The following is a 16,765-nucleotide window of genomic DNA, read 5'->3' as shown; positions in this document are numbered from 1 at the left end:
TCATGAAATTATGTGCATAAATAGGGGAGAGCTTAGCCTAAATGTCTGTCAAAAAAAGTATCTTTGCTTTTTAGAAACGATTTTTAAAAATCCTATATGAAGCACATACGTAATTTCTGTATCATCGCACACATTGATCACGGTAAAAGTACATTAGCCGATCGATTATTGGAGTACACTAACACCATTACACAACGTGAAGCGCAGGCACAATTACTAGATAATATGGATTTGGAACGTGAACGTGGTATTACCATAAAGAGTCACGCGATCCAGATGAACTATATACAAGACGGTCAAGAGTATATTTTAAATTTAATTGATACTCCTGGACACGTCGATTTTTCTTATGAAGTATCACGTTCCATTGCTGCCTGTGAAGGAGCCTTGTTAATTGTAGATGCTTCTCAAGGTATACAAGCACAAACAATCTCGAATCTTTATTTAGCATTAGAACATGATTTAGAGATTATTCCAATTTTAAATAAGATGGATCTTCCTGGTGCTATGCCAGAGGAAGTGAAAGACCAGATCATTGATTTAATTGGTGGTAACCGTGAAGATATTATTCCAGCATCTGGTAAAACAGGTCTTGGTATCCCTGATATCTTAAGAGCCATTGTAGCGCGGGTTCCTGCACCACTAGGTGATCCAACAGCTCCTTTACAGGCTTTGATTTTCGATTCAGTTTATAACTCTTTCCGTGGTATCATGGCCTATTTCAAAGTTGAAAATGGTGAGATCCGTAAAGGTGATAAAGTGAAATTTGTTGCTACAGGAAAGGAATATTCTGCGGATGAGATCGGAACTTTGAAATTAAATCAAGTTGCTAAAGATGTCGTTAGAACAGGTGATGTTGGATACATCATCTCCGGGATTAAGGAAGCACGTGAAGTAAAAGTTGGCGATACGATCACTCATAAGGAAAGACCTTGTGATGGTGCTATTCAAGGATTTGAAGAAGTAAAACCAATGGTTTTTGCCGGAATATATCCTGTTGATACAGAAGATTACGAAGAGTTACGTGAATCTATGCACCGTTTGCAATTGAATGACGCATCTTTAGTGTTTGAACCAGAGTCTTCAGCAGCGCTAGGTTTTGGATTCCGTTGTGGATTCTTAGGAATGCTTCATATGGAGATTATCCAAGAGCGTCTTGAGCGTGAGTTTGATATGACTGTTATCACCACTGTTCCCAACGTATCTTACAAAGCGTATTTAACAAAAGATAATGAAGAAGTTCAGGTTCATAACCCATCCGATTTACCAGATCCGAGTAAATTAGATGCTATTGAGGAACCTTATATTAAAGCAAATATCATTACTAAATCTGATTTCGTAGGACCGATTATGTCTTTATGTATCCAAAAACGTGGTGCAATCATTAATCAGTCATATTTAACTTCAGACCGTGTTGAATTGGTATTTGAGATGCCAATGGGTGAAATTGTATTTGATTTTTATGATAAGTTAAAAACGATTTCCAAGGGCTATGCTTCTTTTGATTATACACAGATAGGTTACCGTCAATCGGATTTGGTCCGTTTGGATATCCGTTTAAATGATGAACCTGTAGATGCATTGTCATCTCTGATTCACAGAAGTAATGCATATGACTTTGGTAAGAAAATTTGTGAAAAATTAAAAGAATTACTACCTCGCCAACAGTTTGAAATTCGTATCCAAGCATCTATTGGAATGAAAATTATTGCCCGTGAGACAATTTCTGCTTTACGTAAAGATGTAACAGCAAAATGTTATGGCGGTGATATTTCTCGTAAGCGTAAGCTTTTGGAAAAGCAGAAAAAAGGTAAAAAACGAATGCGTCAAGTAGGTAACGTTGAAATACCGCAATCGGCATTTATGGCTGTACTGAAATTAGATTAGAAACTTAAAAAATCCTATTCCTATAAAAATGAATTTATTAGACGGTAAACTCGTATCAGCTAAAATCAAAGAAGATATCAAAAAAGATACAGCTGATTTACAGCGCAAGCTGGACGTAAACCTCATTTAGTGGCTATCCTAGTTGGAAACGACGGAGGTAGTGAAACTTATGTGGCGAGTAAAATGCGTAATTGTGAATTGGTAGGTTTTGAATCTACTAATATTCGTTACGATGTTGATGTGACTGAAGAACAATTGATCGCGAAAATTCAAGAAATAAATGCGGATGCAAATATTGACGGTTTGATCGTGCAGTTACCACTTCCAAAGCATATCGATCCCGATAAAATAACTGAAGCAATAGATTACCGAAAAGATGTAGATGGTTTTCATCCCATCAATTGGGCAGAATGCAACGAAATCTTCCTTGCTTTATCCCAGCAACACCTTATGGTATTATGTTGATGCTGGATCATTATAAAATTGAAACTGCAGGTAAACATGCAGTGGTGGTAGGTAGAAGTAATATCGTTGGTTCACCAATGAGTATTCTTTTAGCACGAAACTCTAATCCAGGTAACTGCACAGTTACCTTAACACATAGTCGTACAAAAGACCTTAAAACAGAAGTTTTACGTGCGGATATTATTGTTGCTGCAATTGGGAAGAAAAACTTTGTTACTGCAGATATGGTGAAGGATGGCGCAGTTGTAATTGATGTAGGTATTAATAGAGAAGACTCAACAGAAACAAAATCTGGCTTTAAATTATATGGAGATGTAGATTTTGAGCAAGTCGCTCCTAAAGCTTCATGGATAACTCCTGTACCTGGAGGAGTGGGCTTGATGACGATTGTAGGATTACTTAAGAATACACTAGAAGCGGCAAAAGGCACAATTTATCCTAAAGCATAATTGGCATAAATATTGTTTGGTTAAATCTGTTAACCAAAAAATATACGAAATGAAAAAAGTTGCATTTTTAGCATTATTCGCAGGAGTTTCATTAACTTTTGCGGCTTGTAATAACACGCCAAAAGAAGATAAAAATAGTGATGGAGAAGTCACAGTCGGAGAAAAGTTAGATAATTCTCTTGATAGTTTAGATAAACATGCAGACGTTGCTGCAGCTGATGCGAAAGCTAAATATGAGCAAGCTCAAAAAGATCTAGATGCTGCAATAGCAAAAGGAGATAAGAAAGCTGAAGAAGCTGCACGTAAAACGGTAGATGAGACAAAAACTGCTTGGGAAAAAATTACTGCAGGTACTGCTAAAGTAGCGGGAGATGTTGAAGAAGGCGTTAAGGATGCCGCCCATGCAACTGGTCATGCTATCGATAAAGCTGCTGACGCAACAGCTAAAGCTGGAAAATCTGCAGTTGAAGGTACTAAAGATGCAGCTAAAGCTGTAGGTGACAAAGCCAAAAAAGTTGGTGAAGCATTGAAAAACTAAATCGAAATAAGATTTTAATAAAAAAGCCTTTCAGAAATTCTGAAAGGCTTTTCTTTTGATTTGAAATTTTTAATTTTCCTTTCGAATGGTAACAGCATTCTTATGTGCATGAAGTCCCTCTAATTCTGCTAAGATCTCCACAGTAGAACCAATATTAAGTAGTCCTTCCGGACTTATATGTTGGAAAGTAATCTTTTTTACAAATGAATCTACAGATACACCTGAATAGGATCTTGCATATCCTGATGTGGGTAAAGTATGGTTTGTTCCAGAAGCATAATCTCCCGCACTTTCAGGCGTTAAGTGTCCTAAAAAGACAGAACCTGCATTTAAAATAAGACGAACAAGACGTTCCCATTGATCGGTTTCTAGGATCAGATGTTCTGGTGCATAATAATTACTAAACGCCAGTGCCTCATTTAAATCAGTTGCTAACACCGCATAGGAGTTCTCGATTGCTTTGCTTGCTAATTCAAAACGGGGTAAAATAGCAAGTTGCTTTTCTAATTCAAGATTTACAGCTTCAATAATATCTTTGGAAGTTGCTACCAGTACAGCCTGACTGTCCGCACCATGTTCAGCTTGAGCTAATAGATCTGCAGCTACATAAGCAGGTGTGGCAGTTTCATCAGCAATTACTAAAACTTCAGATGGACCAGCAGGCATGTCGATACTTACATTGGCCATACCTTGAACAATGCTTTTTGCTTTTGTCACAAATTGATTGCCAGGTCCAAATATTTTATCAACTTTAGGGATCGTTTCCGATCCAAAAGCCATTGCCGCTATAGCTTGAGCACCACCGACAAGGTAAATGCGTTCGATTTTTAATAATTTGAGACAATAGGCTACGAAACCGTTTATTTTTCCACTTTTTTGGGGAGGAGAACAAACGATGATTTCTTTACATCCCGCAATTCGCGCCGGTACACCTAACATTAATAGTGTACTTGGTAGAACAGCGGAGCCTCCCGGTATATAAAGACCGACTTTTTCAATAGGACGGTTCTCCCGCCAGCATTTTACACCTATCGTGGTCTCTACAACTCGCTCACGCTTTACTTGTGAAGAGTGGAATTTATGAATATTCTGGAACGCAATTTCTAAAGCCCTTTGTTGTTCGCGATTAATCGTTGATGCCAGTGCGTCAATATCGTTAGCATCAAGGTAAAGTTTTTCTAATTCAACTTTGTCAAATTGTTGTGCATAGCTAATCAAAGCTTTATCACCATTTTGACGAACTTCTTGTATAATATCTAAGACAGTATCTTGGATAGCATGCGAAGGATCAGTATTACGCGTTGTTAATTCCTGTAATTCAATGGGATTTAACTGAGCATATTCAAAAGTTTTAAGCATGATGAATTTTATTTTAAGCGCAGTGCGCTTATTAACTACATAATAATTTTTTCGATCGGCATGACCACAATTCCTTGGGCACCTGCAGACTTTAGCTTGTTGATCTTACCCCAGAAATCATCTTCTGAAATAACGGTATGAACGGCAACCCAACCTTCTTCTGCTAAAGGAACAACAGTCGGTGATTTTACACCATGTAAAAGACCTGTTATAGTAGGTAAATTAACTTTCTCAACATTCAGAACAACGTACTTAGTTTCTTTTGCCATTAACACCGACTGGATTCGCTGTAAAAGTTCTGCTAAGATTTCGTTATCCTCCAATCCTGGACGACCGATAAGAATTGCTTCAGACTTACGGACATCGGCAAACTGTTTTAATCCATTATTTTTAAGGGTTCCGCCCGTAGAGACAATATCACATATAGCGTCACTCAACCCTAAGCCAGGTGCAATTTCAACAGATCCTGATATCATCTGAATATCTGCCTCGATGCGGTATTCATCTAAAAATTTCTTTAAAATAACAGGATAAGAAGTTGCAATAGATTTTCCATTAAGATCTCTTAAATCTTTAATATCACTATCTTTTTGAACAGCTAGTTTTAAAGTACATTTTCCAAAACCGAGACGTTGTAGATAATTAACTTCAGATTCAGTTTCATCAATGACATTTTCACCAACTATTCCGAGATCAGCAATTCCTTGCTCTACATATCCTGGAATATCATCATCACGAAGGAAAAGAATTTCAAGAGGGAAATTGGAAACGGTTGTTATTAAAGAACTTTTATAATTTTCGAAGTCGAGACCACAGTTTTTAAGTAATTGAACTGATTTTTCGTTTAATCTACCCGATTTTTGGATAGCAATTTTAAGATTTTTCAAAGCTTTATAATGTTAGCTGTAAATTATTAATAAATAGAAATCAAACACAAGGGAAAAAATGCTTCACGTAGAAACACACTTATTACATATCGCCGCAATGGCGATGATGCATATGAAAGTGATGTCCGTGAGCAAAAATCATGTTTGTATTAATAATGTGTCAAAAATAGTATTTTGTTAATAGAAATCAAATTTAAATAGCTATTAATTGATAAAAATAAAATAGAGATAGCGTAAATATGACATTTCTGCATTGAAATTAAACATTTTTTACCTTACTAAAATATTTAATATGCGATAGAAATTACGTTAGAGTATGCTTCAAGCTTCTTTTTGCGTGATGTTGTTATGATGCACAACATTATTACATTTGGAAGCTATTTATACTTTTTTAGTATAAATTTAATATTAATTTTAAATTCTCGATGTCTGTAAGAAGAATAGGGACTTGTACAATCGAAAATAATAAGCTAAAATATGAATTTAGAAAATCTAAATCGCCGTTCTTTTCTAAAGAAAACAAATACCGTAGTTCTGGGGACTGCTCTGGCTGCATCAAGCCTTAATTTGTATGCAAACAGTGCTCCAAAGAAAATTAAGATCGGACTTGTAGGCTGTGGCGGTAGGGGGACAGGGGCCGCTTCTCAAGCTTTGCGCGCAGATCCAAATGTCGTCATTACCGCTGTTGCAGATATCTTCCAAGATCAAGTAGACCTATGTTTAGATTCATTAAGACAGATATCAAATGATCAAGTAAAGGTCGATAGCAAAAACATCTTTTTAGGATTTTTAGGATTTCAAAAATTGATGAATACCGATGTGGATGTGGTTTTACTTTGTTCTCCACCAAACTTTAGACCAGATCATTTGGAAGAGGCCGTCAAAAAAGGAAAGCACATCTTTTGCGAAAAACCTGTTGCAGTAGATATTCCAAACTTGAAAAGAGTTTTTGAAAGCGTAAAGATTGCTAAAGAAAAGAATCTCTGTTTGGTAAGTGGTTTCTGTTTTCGGTATGCAACACCAAACCGTGAAATCTTTCAAAGGATAAAACAAGGTGATATTGGTGATATACAATCTGTTTCTACTTTTAGATTTGGAGGAGAGTTAAGTCATAAGGAAAGACAGGCCGGTTGGTCAGATTTAGAGTATCAGTTACGTAATTGGTTCTATTTCCAAAGATATTCTGGCGATCTAATTGTCGAGCAAGCTATACATAGTGTTGATATGATGTCTTGGGCATTAGGAGATATTGTTCCTAAGACTATTATTGCAACTGGAGGAAGACAGTCCCGAGAGTTGGATAAATTCGGCAACGTTTATGATCATATGTCTATTGAATTTGATTATGGAAATGGATTAAAGGCCTTTCATTCTTGTCGTCAACAAAATGGAACTGATTCCCGAAATTCAGTGGACGTCATAGGAAAGAACGGTCGTGCAAACTTAAATATTCCTTCAAACTTCGAGATTTATGGTGACAAAGCGTGGAAGTTTACTGGACGGAACAATAATATGTATCAAACCCAGCATGATGAACTTTTCGCAGCCATCCGTGATAAAAAAGTGATTAACGATGGACCACACCTTGCGAATAGTACCCTACTTGCAATTTGGTCTCGAACGGCCGCTTATACGGGGAAAGCGATTACGTATGATCAGATTATGCAATCGACAGAAGTTTTAGGCCCTACTTCATTAGAATATGATTGGAAAATGCAAGCTGATAATCGCGGGATTCCTCAGCCGGGAAAAACACCATTTGTTTAGGTATGGACGTAGGAATTAAGATATTAGTAGTCGGGTGTGGTAACATGGGAGCCTCTCATGCCCGCGCCTATCATGACTTACCGGGTTTTGAAATTGTTGGGCTGGTATCCAGGGGAGAAAGTAAAAGTAGATTGAATAAATCGCTTCAGGCAGCTTATCCTGAATTTGATGATTTTGAAGAGGCGTTACTGCAAACAAAACCAAATGCAGTCTGTATTTCAACCTATCCCGATACGCATGAAAATTATGCAATCAGATCTTTTGAGGCAGGAGCACATGTTTTTCTTGAAAAACCTTTAGCAGATACAGTACTAGGCGCTCAAAATGTTATCGATGCAGCAATAAAGTATAATAAAAAATTGGTGGTAGGATATATTTTACGATATCACCCTTCATGGAAAAAGTTTATCGCAATTAGCCGTAAGATGGGAACACCTTTGGTCATGCGTATGAATCTCAATCAGCAGAGTCATGGTTATATGTGGGATGTACACCGCAATTTAATGAATAGTTTAAGTCCAATAGTAGATTGTGGTGTTCATTATATTGATGTGATGTGTCAAATGACAGACGCTAAGCCTGTTCGAGTTTCCGCTATCGGAGCTCGATTGACAAATGATATACCCGAAACGAATTATAATTATGGACAGCTTCAGTTACATTTTGATGATGGTTCTGTAGGATGGTATGAAGCAGGATGGGGACCTATGGTCAGTCAAACTGCTTTTTTTGTTAAAGATGTGTTTGGCCCTAAAGGGGCGGTATCTATTGTGCCAAATCATGCTGTCAGAGAAGGAGTGTCGGATTCGGTGGAAGCACATACCAAAACAGAATCAATTCGTGTACATCATGCTGATATTGATGTAAATAATGAATTTTTAAAAGCGGATGAATGGATTCATTTAGAAGACGAACCTACACATCAAGATCTTTGTAACAGAGAACAGTTGTTTTTTCAAAAAGCAATTGTAGAGGATTTGGATTTAAAGAAGCAATCGGAAGATGCTTTGAATAGTTTACGTATTGCTTTTGCATGTGACCAAGCTGTGAAAACCAAAAGTATAATAACGTTGTAAAGAACTTTTAATAGAGAAATAATGGTTTTAGGTATGTTATTTTGTAATAAGGCAATTAGCAGAACAGCATATGTAAACCATCGTTCACTATTTTATTTAAAACAATAAAATGTGGAGAAATAAAGTAAATTAATTTTAATTGTGAAAGATAGATCGTTTTGGTCTATCTTTTGTTGTTTAGGAGCTATATTTGTAATGTATGAAAAAATTGGTTCATGTTGTATTTCTTACTATACTGTTATCCCATTCTGCTACAGCTCAGGATAACCTATGGCAGATGAAATTGAGTTTTAAAGGACAGATCGCTGTGGAAGAATTAGAAAAGTCTGTGCCTGAATTTGCGTTAGATTTCTATGAGCCATTTTTAAAAGGAGGAACCACTGCTCAAGAGGTTACGATTTTTACCTCACCTACGAAGATTAAATCAGTTGATAATCTAGGGCACGTTCTGATTGCAGATCGAACTAAAAAACAGGAATATTCATTTACAAAAGGTGATGATCTACTTTCACAGGATGTGCTGTCTTCAGATTATCCCTTATTGAAGAATCCGACTGATCCAAAAGATGCTTATCTTATCTTGGAAAACGGGTCCGAAAAAGAAACCATCAACGGTGTTTCCTGTATAAAAGCATTGTTGAAAGTTGTGGACCCTTATTTAGGTGAAGTTGCAATGACAATTTGGTATGCTCCGGATCTACCGAGTTATTATCTAAGTAGTTTGCCCTTTTTGATTAATGTACCAGGAGCAGTTCTGAAATTAAATGATCAGGTGCATAATTCTTTAGGTTTTGAAGTCTCAGCTTTGACTAAGCTAAGTGACTTAAAGGAATTTGAATTACCTCATGAGGTTAAAATTGTTAAGCTTTCAGAAAATGAAGGTAGTAACTTGGATGATGCAAGTGTTTTTCAAGATGCATTTGAACTTAAAGCACCTTTAAAATGGTTTTCACAGCAGAATGCCGCATATGGTGATGAACATTTGTTTGGGGTTAAAAAAGCGGATGGAACAATTGTGGAGCCTGCAAATTTTTATTCAATCGATGTATTGAATAAACAAAGAGCAATAGTTTCTGATAGTAGTAGTTTGTTTTGGATTATTGATGATGAAGCAAAAAAATAAATCATGTAGGTTTTGAAGTGCTTTATGCTGTTAATGATGAGAACATGGTGTATGCAATAGAAGATCGATATGGTATCATTAATGCTTCAGGAGTGTCACTTATTGGAGGTTTAAGCAATATCAGCAACTTTGTAGGATCATATTTGCTATTTTCTGAAAACAATAAGCAAGGTTTATTGGATTTTAATGGGAAGATTGTTCTGAAACCTACTTTAGATTTTATTGATACTGATGAGCAAGGTAATATTCTGGTTAAGGATTTGAAGATTAGTTCCGAAGTACAACAATATTCACTTCCAGATTTTCATGAGAAGTACTTGAAATAGAGTCGAAAAAATATTCATTCAAAAATAAAGGCGATCATTGATCGCCTTTATGCTTTATTATTAATCCCAAATTTAGATTAAGGGATGTTCAAATATTTATGTGTCTGAAGTGAGATATTCCATTTAGGATTATCTTTGACATGATCAATGATCAGTGGGGTCATTTCAGGATATTTGGACCATTCAGGTTGCAAATATAATTTACAGTCGTTGTTTACTAATTTAGAATGTTCTTCAGCCCATTCAAAATCACTTTTATTAAAAACAATGACTTTTAATTCACCGGCAGCTTCTAAAACATCTTTTCTTGGAGCTTTAAATTTCTTTGGAGAAAGACAGATCCAATCCCATTCGCCACTTAGTGGATAGGCACCAGATGTCTCTATAAAAGTTTGAATTCCAGCTGCGTGAAGACCTCTTGTTAAGTAATCCAAATTGTAGATTAAAGGTTCTCCTCCAGTGATGACAACTGTCTTTGCAGGATATTTTTTTGCATTTTCAATAATCTGATCAGCAGAAGTAAGCGGGTGTAAAGTGGCATCCCAGCTTTCTTTAACATCACACCAGTGACACCCCACATCACATCCTCCCAATCGAATAAAATATGCAGCTTTTCCTGTGTGAAATCCCTCTCCCTGAATTGTATAGAACTCTTCCATCAACGGAAGTAAAGTGCCGTCTTCTGGAACTTGATGTGACATAGTAATGAATTTAAGATTGCAAAAATAATAAAAAAGATTGTGATATCGGGATTGTTTTCAATTCATTACTTTTAGATTAGATAGTCAAATTACTTGACGATCTTATTTGTCGCAGACAGGATTCTATATATCCCCATGTTTATAATTAACGAATTTTTATCATAAACTGTTAGTTCAGCATTTTTATGATGAATATTCCTATGTTACGTTTGCATTATGTTGTGCTATCTTCCAATTGAAGGGTAGAACTAAAATGTGTCGATCAATGATGGGAGTGCAATAAAGACTTAAAAGTGCAATTATGGATTATTTTCAGTATATTTGATGGATAATAGGTCTAGGAATAGATTTAATTTATTAAGCCTTATTGATAATTAACAATTTAGTATGTTGTGTGTCTGTAAGGTATTGTTTTATAAATAATTACTAAAAATAATCATATTTGTTGATGATTAAAATTACATTACCTGATGGTTCCGTTCGTGAGTACGAAAAAGGAACATCAGCTGCTCAAGTAGCATTGTCAATCTCGGAAGGTTTAGCTAGAAATGTGTTAGCCGCCGAAGTGAATGGAGAGATTTGGGACTCATCTCGTCCTATTGAAGAAGATTCTGCAGTAAGTTGTTGACCTGGAATGATACAAATGGTAAATCTACCTTTGGCATTCTTCTGCGCATCTATTAGCAGAGGCATTAGAAGATCTTTACCCAGGTATCAAGTTTGGTATAGGTCCCGCTATTGAGACGGGTTTCTATTATGACGTTGATTTTGGAGATCGTGAATTCTCATCTGATGATTTTAAGCAGATTGAAGATAAGATGCTAGAACTAGCAAAACGTAAAGAAATTTTCGAACGTAAAGCTGTTTCTAAAGCTGATGCTATTGCATATTTTACTGAAAAAGGAGACGAATATAAATTAGATCTGATTAAAGATCTGGAAGATGGAAAGATTACATTCTATACACAGGGAGAATTTACCGATCTATGTCGTGGACCACATATTCCTAATACGGGATTTATCAAAGCGATCAAATTAACAAATGTTGCCGGTGCATACTGGAGAGGTGATGAGTCTCGTAAACAATTGACTCGTATTTATGGGGTAACGTTTCCAAAAGCTTCTGAATTAACAGAATATTTGAAGTTCATTGAAGAAGCAAAAAAGCGTGATCATCGTAAATTAGGTAAGGAATTAGAGTTGTTTGCTTTTTCAGAGAAAGTAGGAGCAGGATTACCATTGTGGTTGCCGAAAGGAGCAGCTTTGCGTCAAAAATTACAAGATTTTTTACAAAGAGCTCAGTTAAAATCAGGTTATGAACCTGTGATGACACCTCATATCGGTAATAAACAATTGTACGTAACTTCTGGGCACTATGATAAATATGGCGAAGATTCATTCCAGCGATAAGAACTCCAGTTGAAGACGAAGAGTTTTTCTTGAAGCCGATGAACTGTCCACATCACTGTGAGATTTATAAAACAAAGCCACGCTCTTATAAAGATCTTCCTGTACGTTTTGCAGAATTTGGTACGGTTTACCGCTACGAGCAATCTGGAGAATTACATGGTTTGACACGTGTAAGAGGGTTTACACAAGATGATGCACATTTATTCTGTCGCCCAGATCAGGTGAAGGAAGAATTTAAAAAAGTGATTGACTTGGTGTTGTATGTTTTTAAAGCATTAGGTTTTGAAGAGTATACTGCACAGATTTCATTAAGAGATCCAGAAAATCGCACCAAATATATTGGTACCGATGAAAATTGGGCTCTTGCAGAAAGTGCAATTATCGAGGCCGCTGCAGAAAAAGAATTATCGACTGTCGTCGAATATGGCGAGGCAGCTTTCTATGGACCTAAATTGGATTTCATGGTGAAGGATGCTTTGGGACGTAGATGGCAGCTAGGTACTATTCAAGTGGATTATAATTTACCTGAGCGCTTCGAACTGGAGTATACAGGTTCTGATAATGCAAAGCATAGACCAGTGATGATTCATAGAGCACCATTTGGTTCTATGGAGCGTTTTATTGCTGTATTGATCGAACACTGTGCTGGAGAATTTCCATTATGGCTTGCCCCAGAACAATTTATCGTCTTACCAGTGTCAGAAAAATATGAAGAATATGCGAAAAACCTTTTAGAATCGCTAAATAATTCCGATATTCGCGGACTGATAGACTTGCGTGATGAAAAAGTGGGTCGCAAAATCAGAGATGCAGAGGTGAAAAAACTGCCTTATATGTTGATTGTAGGGGAGAAAGAGGCTGAGAGTGGCACGATTTCTGTGCGTAAACATGGTTCAGTAGACATGGGATCCATGACTGCTGACGAATTTAGAGAAGTATTAATTAAAGAAATAACCGTTTAAATATTTAAACATTTGGCATTAAAAAGACCAGGTGGTCCTAGACCACCAATGAGGAAGAAAGAACCAGATCACCGCATTAATGAACTAATCCGTGTGCCTGAGGTACGTTTGGTAGGTGACAATGTGGAAACAGGAGTATATCCTACACGTAAAGCTTTAGAGCTTGCAGATGAATTGGAACTTGATTTAGTTGAGATTTCGCCAAATGCTGTTCCGCCGGTTTGTAAAATTATCGACTACAGTAAATTTGTTTACGAGCAAAAGAAGAAACAAAAAGAAATCAAAGCTAATGCAAAACAAACTGTTATTAAGGAAATCCGTTTCGGACCTAATACCAGTGAACATGATTTTGACTTCAAATTGAAACATGCGATCAAATTTCTTGAAAGCGGTGAAAAAGTTCGTGCTTACGTACACTTTAAAGGCCGTGCAATTGTACACAAAGAACAAGGAGAGATCCTGTTATTGCGTTTTGCACAAGCGTTAGAAGAAGTAGGTAAAGTAGAATTATTACCGAAATTAGAAGGAAAACGTATGTTTTTAACTTTGGCGCCTAAATTGGTAGCTAAAAAATAATAAAAAAATTCTAACAGATTGATATAAAATTTAAAGTATTATGCCAAAAGTAAAAACCAATTCCAGCGCTAAAAAACGTTTTAAGCTTACTGGAACAGGTAAAATCGCAAGAAAAAACGCTTTCAAAAGCCACATCTTGACAAAAAAGAGCACAAAACGTAAACGTAACTTAACAACAACAAGTTATGTATCTGATGGCGATATGGGCAACGTTAAACGTATGCTTGCTATCGGTAAATAAGTTTTATTCGATTTAATTAATAATAATTTTTTAACCGGGTACAGGGTTGTAAGATCATTGAGAAACATGACGCCTTTTACCAAATAATTTTAAAAATATGCCACGTTCGGTTAACGCAGTTGCTTCGAGAAGAAGACGTAAAAAAATCCTTAAATTAGCGAAAGGCTATTATGGATCACGTAGCAAAGTATATACTATTGCTAAAAATACAGTAGAAAAAGGTTTACAGTACGCTTACCGCGACCGTAAAACCAAAAAACGCGAGTTTAGAGCTTTATGGATTCAACGTATTAACGCTGGAGCCCGTCAACAAGGATTATCTTATTCAGTGTTGATTGGTAAATTAAATGCTAAAAATATTGGTTTAAACCGTAAGGTTTTAGCTGATTTAGCTTTAAACAACCCAGATGCTTTCAAAGCAGTTATTGACGCAGTAAAATAGAGTTTTAACCCTGAGTCAATTTGTTAGATATTGGAAAGGAACCCATCAGGGTTCCTTTTTTGTTGTTACAAACTTTCGATTATTTATCGTTTTAATAATGAGCTCTTTTAAGCTTTATTTTTTTTAACTGTTTTGAAGTTTGGAATATATTTTTATTTTTATATAAAAGAGCCGTAGTTTATGAAGTTTCAAGATTTAGTTAATTTGTATGAAGAAGGAAGATATGAGGATTGTTTGTCCGAATTAGAAGTTTTTCTGGTACTGAATCCTCAAGATATTCCCACACTAATTTTAAAAGCTACTGTACTTAAAGAACTTGATTTTCAAAATTCAGAAGAAGATAGTAAGGAATTATTATTAGAAGATTTTCAGGAAGTTATTACAATTTATAAATCTATTCTTGAAATAGAGCCCAATAATGAGGCCGCTCTTTTTGGTTTGTTGGAAACAACACGATTCTTTTATAAAGATCTAGATTACGATGAGTATGCATCGTATATAGATAGGTTGAGTATTCATGAAGATGAACTGGAGAACGTATGCCGTTTTAAAGCTGATTTAAATTATTTGCATGAAAAGTTTAATGAATCTATAGGTAATATCAATGAATTATTATCTATTTATGAAGTGCTATACGCCCATGATCGTATTAGTAAATGTGCTTTGCTAACAGAGAGTTTACTCTTTAAAGCAATGATACTCCGTGAAAATTTAGATCAACATCAACAAGCCTTAGCTGAATTTAAAAAATACAAACATGATATTCTTTCCAATAATGTATTGCTTTACCTAGATATAGGACAGCTTGCAATGGATTATCATGATTATGACATGATCGGTTGGGCCGGTACTAAGGCTGTGTTGTATGGAAATGAAGATCCTGAACTTGACGCAGAGATATTTAAGTTTTATGAACAGGTAATAGATCAATTAAATGGTGGCTTAGAAAACAAGCAATGTATTTACTTTGCAATTATGGTCCAACGTAATTTTCGTGAAGAACTGGGATTGGACTTATCCGATCCTCTCATCGAAGCAAAACGTTATATAGATCTTAATCCAGATTGGTTTGTACCCTATCACTTTGCGGGAACTTATATTCTTGAAGGTGGTAACTATGAAGAAGCTTTACCCTATCTGGTAAAAGCTGTCGAATTAGGTGGTTTTTCAGTTACTATATACCGTTATATACTCACTTATTACGAAGTTCATAAACAATTGCCCGTCGTATTAAATTGGCCGGAAGATGGACCTATCGACTATTTTAATTCCGGTTGCGAATTTTCGGAATTCGAAAATTCAATTGGCTCACCAATACTCGATATGGCCTTATTGAATTATCGCTTACAGTTTTTTGAAAGAGCATACCTCGCATTTAAAGCTTATTTCCACGAAAATAAATTTGAAGCGAATTACTTCATTAACCATCAGCTCATGTCCATGTGCTGTAATAATTATGCATTAGCGCTGAGCAGTAAACGAAAATACGATGAAGTGATTGAGATCTGTAAAGAAGGACTGACGTATAGTAGATTCTGGGAGCTGTATAATACCATGCAGATGCCTATTTTGAAAAAAATGAATTTGAAGATGCACTAATCAATTATCATGAATTATTGGATGATAGTTTTAAAGAATTTGATTTACCAAACTACCTTCGAATTTCAGCTTATGTAACGAAATGCGAATTTAAGCTCGGGTATATTAAGGAAGCTGAAGAGCGTTTAAAAACAATTTCTCGGGAATATGATGAATTGATTCAATCTTCAGAATATGCTGAATACGATGAGGAAGATTTATTTGTTACGCGTCAGGCCTATATGGAAATTCAAAATGCTCGTTTTGATTTAATCAATCATCGTGGAGATTCTGAAACGTTAAAAGATTGGCAGAAAGAGCTGGAAAGTAAACCTGATGATGCTTCAAATTGGTACATGTTAATGCAAAACTATTTCCAATTGGAACAATATGAACAATGTATTGCTTGTGCTAATAACTATGAAGCGACAAAACCCATACAGGAGATGGCATTAATAGATTATCGCAAGTTACATTATCTCAGAGGGAAGTCATACTTTTTAACTGCAAACTATACAGCAGCATTGCAGGATTTATTGGTGGCGTATAGCTCTACAAAAGCAACTTTGGAAGAAGAGGAATCACATGGTGATTTTCATTTAATACTGCTTCATTTAATCCGTACTTATTTTCATTTAAATGACTGGAACAATGTCATTCGAATTGCTCAAGAGTCTGACGAAATGTATAAAAGTCAGAATTGGGAAGAAGATGATGATTGGTGCGAAATGTTGTTGATGTCTGCCGAAGCATCATTTGAATTGAATGATACAGAAAGCGGTAAACAAAAAATACAAAATATTCTAAAGTTTTTTCCGAAGCATGAAAAGGCATTAGAGAAAAAGAAAGAATGGAGCTCCGGTTGGTTTAGCTGGTTGAAAAAATAAAAACTATATAGGCTTACTATTTGTTATGTTCAGGTAAATACAAATTTCTGGTAAGAAAAATATTTATTCGGTATAGCAGCTGTTGTATTAGT

At 35.8% G+C, this 16,765-nt stretch carries 14 protein-coding genes and 2 pseudogenes; 13 read left to right on the top strand and 3 right to left on the bottom strand.

Going from position 1 to position 16,765, the window contains the following annotated elements; genetic code table 11:
- Positions 1–96: 96 nt before the first annotated feature.
- The 3 genes and pseudogenes from lepA to L950_RS01425 all read left to right on the top strand — a co-directional run bounded on the left by lepA (position 97) and on the right by L950_RS01425 (position 3,339).
- Positions 97–1,887 (top strand): translation elongation factor 4, encoded by a 1,791-nt coding sequence (gene lepA / locus L950_RS01435; protein ID WP_021191530.1) that lies wholly within the window; start codon positions 97–99, stop codon positions 1,885–1,887.
- Between the two features lie 28 nt (positions 1,888–1,915).
- Positions 1,916–2,801 (top strand): annotated as a pseudogene (locus L950_RS01430) (bifunctional 5,10-methylenetetrahydrofolate dehydrogenase/5,10-methenyltetrahydrofolate cyclohydrolase).
- A gap of 49 nt (positions 2,802–2,850) precedes the next feature.
- Positions 2,851–3,339: a hypothetical protein gene (locus L950_RS01425; protein ID WP_021191528.1), complete on the top strand. Its 489-nt coding sequence runs from the start codon at positions 2,851–2,853 to the stop codon at positions 3,337–3,339.
- Between the two features lie 69 nt (positions 3,340–3,408).
- On the opposite strand, the gene hisD is transcribed toward L950_RS01425, so the two are convergent.
- Positions 3,409–4,698: a histidinol dehydrogenase gene (gene hisD, locus L950_RS01420; RefSeq protein ID WP_021191527.1), complete on the bottom strand. Its 1,290-nt coding sequence runs from the start codon at positions 4,696–4,698 to the stop codon at positions 3,409–3,411.
- Positions 4,699–4,733: 35 nt separating this feature from the next.
- Entirely contained in the window at positions 4,734–5,585 is an 852-nt protein-coding gene (hisG, locus tag L950_RS01415; protein ID WP_021191526.1) for an ATP phosphoribosyltransferase, read from the bottom strand.
- Between the two features lie 477 nt (positions 5,586–6,062).
- Here hisG and L950_RS01410 point away from each other — a divergent pair, with 477 nt between their 5' ends.
- The 4 genes from L950_RS01410 (at position 6,063) to L950_RS01395 (ending at position 9,877) form a co-directional block, all read left to right on the top strand.
- Positions 6,063–7,352, top strand: coding sequence for a Gfo/Idh/MocA family protein (locus L950_RS01410; RefSeq protein ID WP_021191525.1), 1,290 nt, complete (start codon positions 6,063–6,065; stop codon positions 7,350–7,352).
- Between the two features lie 2 nt (positions 7,353–7,354).
- Positions 7,355–8,428 carry a Gfo/Idh/MocA family oxidoreductase gene (locus tag L950_RS01405; RefSeq protein ID WP_021191524.1) on the top strand — a complete coding sequence of 358 codons (1,074 nt, stop codon included), beginning with the start codon at positions 7,355–7,357 and terminating at the stop codon, positions 8,426–8,428.
- 199 nt (positions 8,429–8,627) lie between these two features.
- A complete protein-coding gene (locus L950_RS01400) occupies positions 8,628–9,551 on the top strand; it encodes a hypothetical protein (RefSeq protein ID WP_021191523.1) in 924 nt (307 codons plus the stop codon).
- 44 nt (positions 9,552–9,595) lie between these two features.
- Positions 9,596–9,877 (top strand): hypothetical protein, encoded by a 282-nt coding sequence (locus L950_RS01395; protein WP_031289227.1) that lies wholly within the window; start codon positions 9,596–9,598, stop codon positions 9,875–9,877.
- A gap of 77 nt (positions 9,878–9,954) precedes the next feature.
- Here L950_RS01395 and L950_RS01390 read toward each other — a convergent pair whose 3' ends face one another.
- Positions 9,955–10,578 carry a 7-carboxy-7-deazaguanine synthase QueE gene (locus L950_RS01390; RefSeq protein WP_021191521.1) on the bottom strand — a complete coding sequence of 208 codons (624 nt, stop codon included), beginning with the start codon at positions 10,576–10,578 and terminating at the stop codon, positions 9,955–9,957.
- Between the two features lie 448 nt (positions 10,579–11,026).
- On the opposite strand from L950_RS01390, the pseudogene thrS reads away from it, so the two are divergent.
- The 6 genes and pseudogenes from thrS (at position 11,027) to L950_RS01360 (ending at position 16,673) form a co-directional block, all read left to right on the top strand.
- Positions 11,027–12,949: pseudogene (gene thrS / locus L950_RS01385) on the top strand (threonine--tRNA ligase).
- 12 nt (positions 12,950–12,961) lie between these two features.
- Complete coding sequence (gene infC, locus L950_RS01380; protein WP_021191520.1) at positions 12,962–13,525, top strand: translation initiation factor IF-3; 564 nt, start codon at positions 12,962–12,964, stop codon at positions 13,523–13,525.
- Between the two features lie 40 nt (positions 13,526–13,565).
- The gene (gene rpmI, locus L950_RS01375) at positions 13,566–13,766 is read left to right on the top strand and encodes a 50S ribosomal protein L35 (RefSeq protein WP_021191519.1); all 201 of its coding nucleotides are present in this window, start codon (positions 13,566–13,568) and stop codon (positions 13,764–13,766) included.
- A gap of 97 nt (positions 13,767–13,863) precedes the next feature.
- A complete protein-coding gene (gene rplT / locus L950_RS01370; RefSeq protein WP_021191518.1) occupies positions 13,864–14,208 on the top strand; it encodes a 50S ribosomal protein L20 in 345 nt (114 codons plus the stop codon).
- Between the two features lie 180 nt (positions 14,209–14,388).
- Positions 14,389–15,807: a hypothetical protein gene (locus L950_RS01365; protein ID WP_021191517.1), complete on the top strand. Its 1,419-nt coding sequence runs from the start codon at positions 14,389–14,391 to the stop codon at positions 15,805–15,807.
- 17 nt (positions 15,808–15,824) lie between these two features.
- The gene (locus L950_RS01360) at positions 15,825–16,673 is read left to right on the top strand and encodes a tetratricopeptide repeat protein (protein ID WP_021191516.1); all 849 of its coding nucleotides are present in this window, start codon (positions 15,825–15,827) and stop codon (positions 16,671–16,673) included.
- The last annotated feature ends 92 nt before the right edge of the window (positions 16,674–16,765 follow it).

The organism is Sphingobacterium sp. IITKGP-BTPF85, from assembly GCF_001006065.1.
Classification (GTDB): Bacteria; Bacteroidota; Bacteroidia; order Sphingobacteriales; family Sphingobacteriaceae; genus Sphingobacterium; species Sphingobacterium anhuiense.
Note: the sequence above shows the minus strand (reverse complement) of the source record. Positions and strands in the feature narration are given on the sequence as shown.

Bases quoted from the DNA above. Each gene is read 5' to 3' on its own strand.
- L950_RS01405 (WP_021191524.1), top strand. From the start codon at position 7,355: ATGGACGTAGGAATTAAGATATTAGTAGTCGGGTGTGGTAACATGGGA.
- L950_RS01395 (WP_031289227.1), top strand. From the start codon at position 9,596: ATGGTGTATGCAATAGAAGATCGATATGGTATCATTAATGCTTCAGGA.
- rpmI (WP_021191519.1), top strand. From the start codon at position 13,566: ATGCCAAAAGTAAAAACCAATTCCAGCGCTAAAAAACGTTTTAAGCTT.
- L950_RS01410 (WP_021191525.1), top strand. From the start codon at position 6,063: ATGAATTTAGAAAATCTAAATCGCCGTTCTTTTCTAAAGAAAACAAAT.
- hisD (WP_021191527.1), bottom strand. From the start codon at position 4,698: ATGCTTAAAACTTTTGAATATGCTCAGTTAAATCCCATTGAATTACAG.
- L950_RS01425 (WP_021191528.1), top strand. From the start codon at position 2,851: ATGAAAAAAGTTGCATTTTTAGCATTATTCGCAGGAGTTTCATTAACT.
- L950_RS01365 (WP_021191517.1), top strand. From the start codon at position 14,389: ATGAAGTTTCAAGATTTAGTTAATTTGTATGAAGAAGGAAGATATGAG.
- L950_RS01400 (WP_021191523.1), top strand. From the start codon at position 8,628: ATGAAAAAATTGGTTCATGTTGTATTTCTTACTATACTGTTATCCCAT.
- L950_RS01390 (WP_021191521.1), bottom strand. From the start codon at position 10,578: ATGTCACATCAAGTTCCAGAAGACGGCACTTTACTTCCGTTGATGGAA.
- rplT (WP_021191518.1), top strand. From the start codon at position 13,864: ATGCCACGTTCGGTTAACGCAGTTGCTTCGAGAAGAAGACGTAAAAAA.
- lepA (WP_021191530.1), top strand. From the start codon at position 97: ATGAAGCACATACGTAATTTCTGTATCATCGCACACATTGATCACGGT.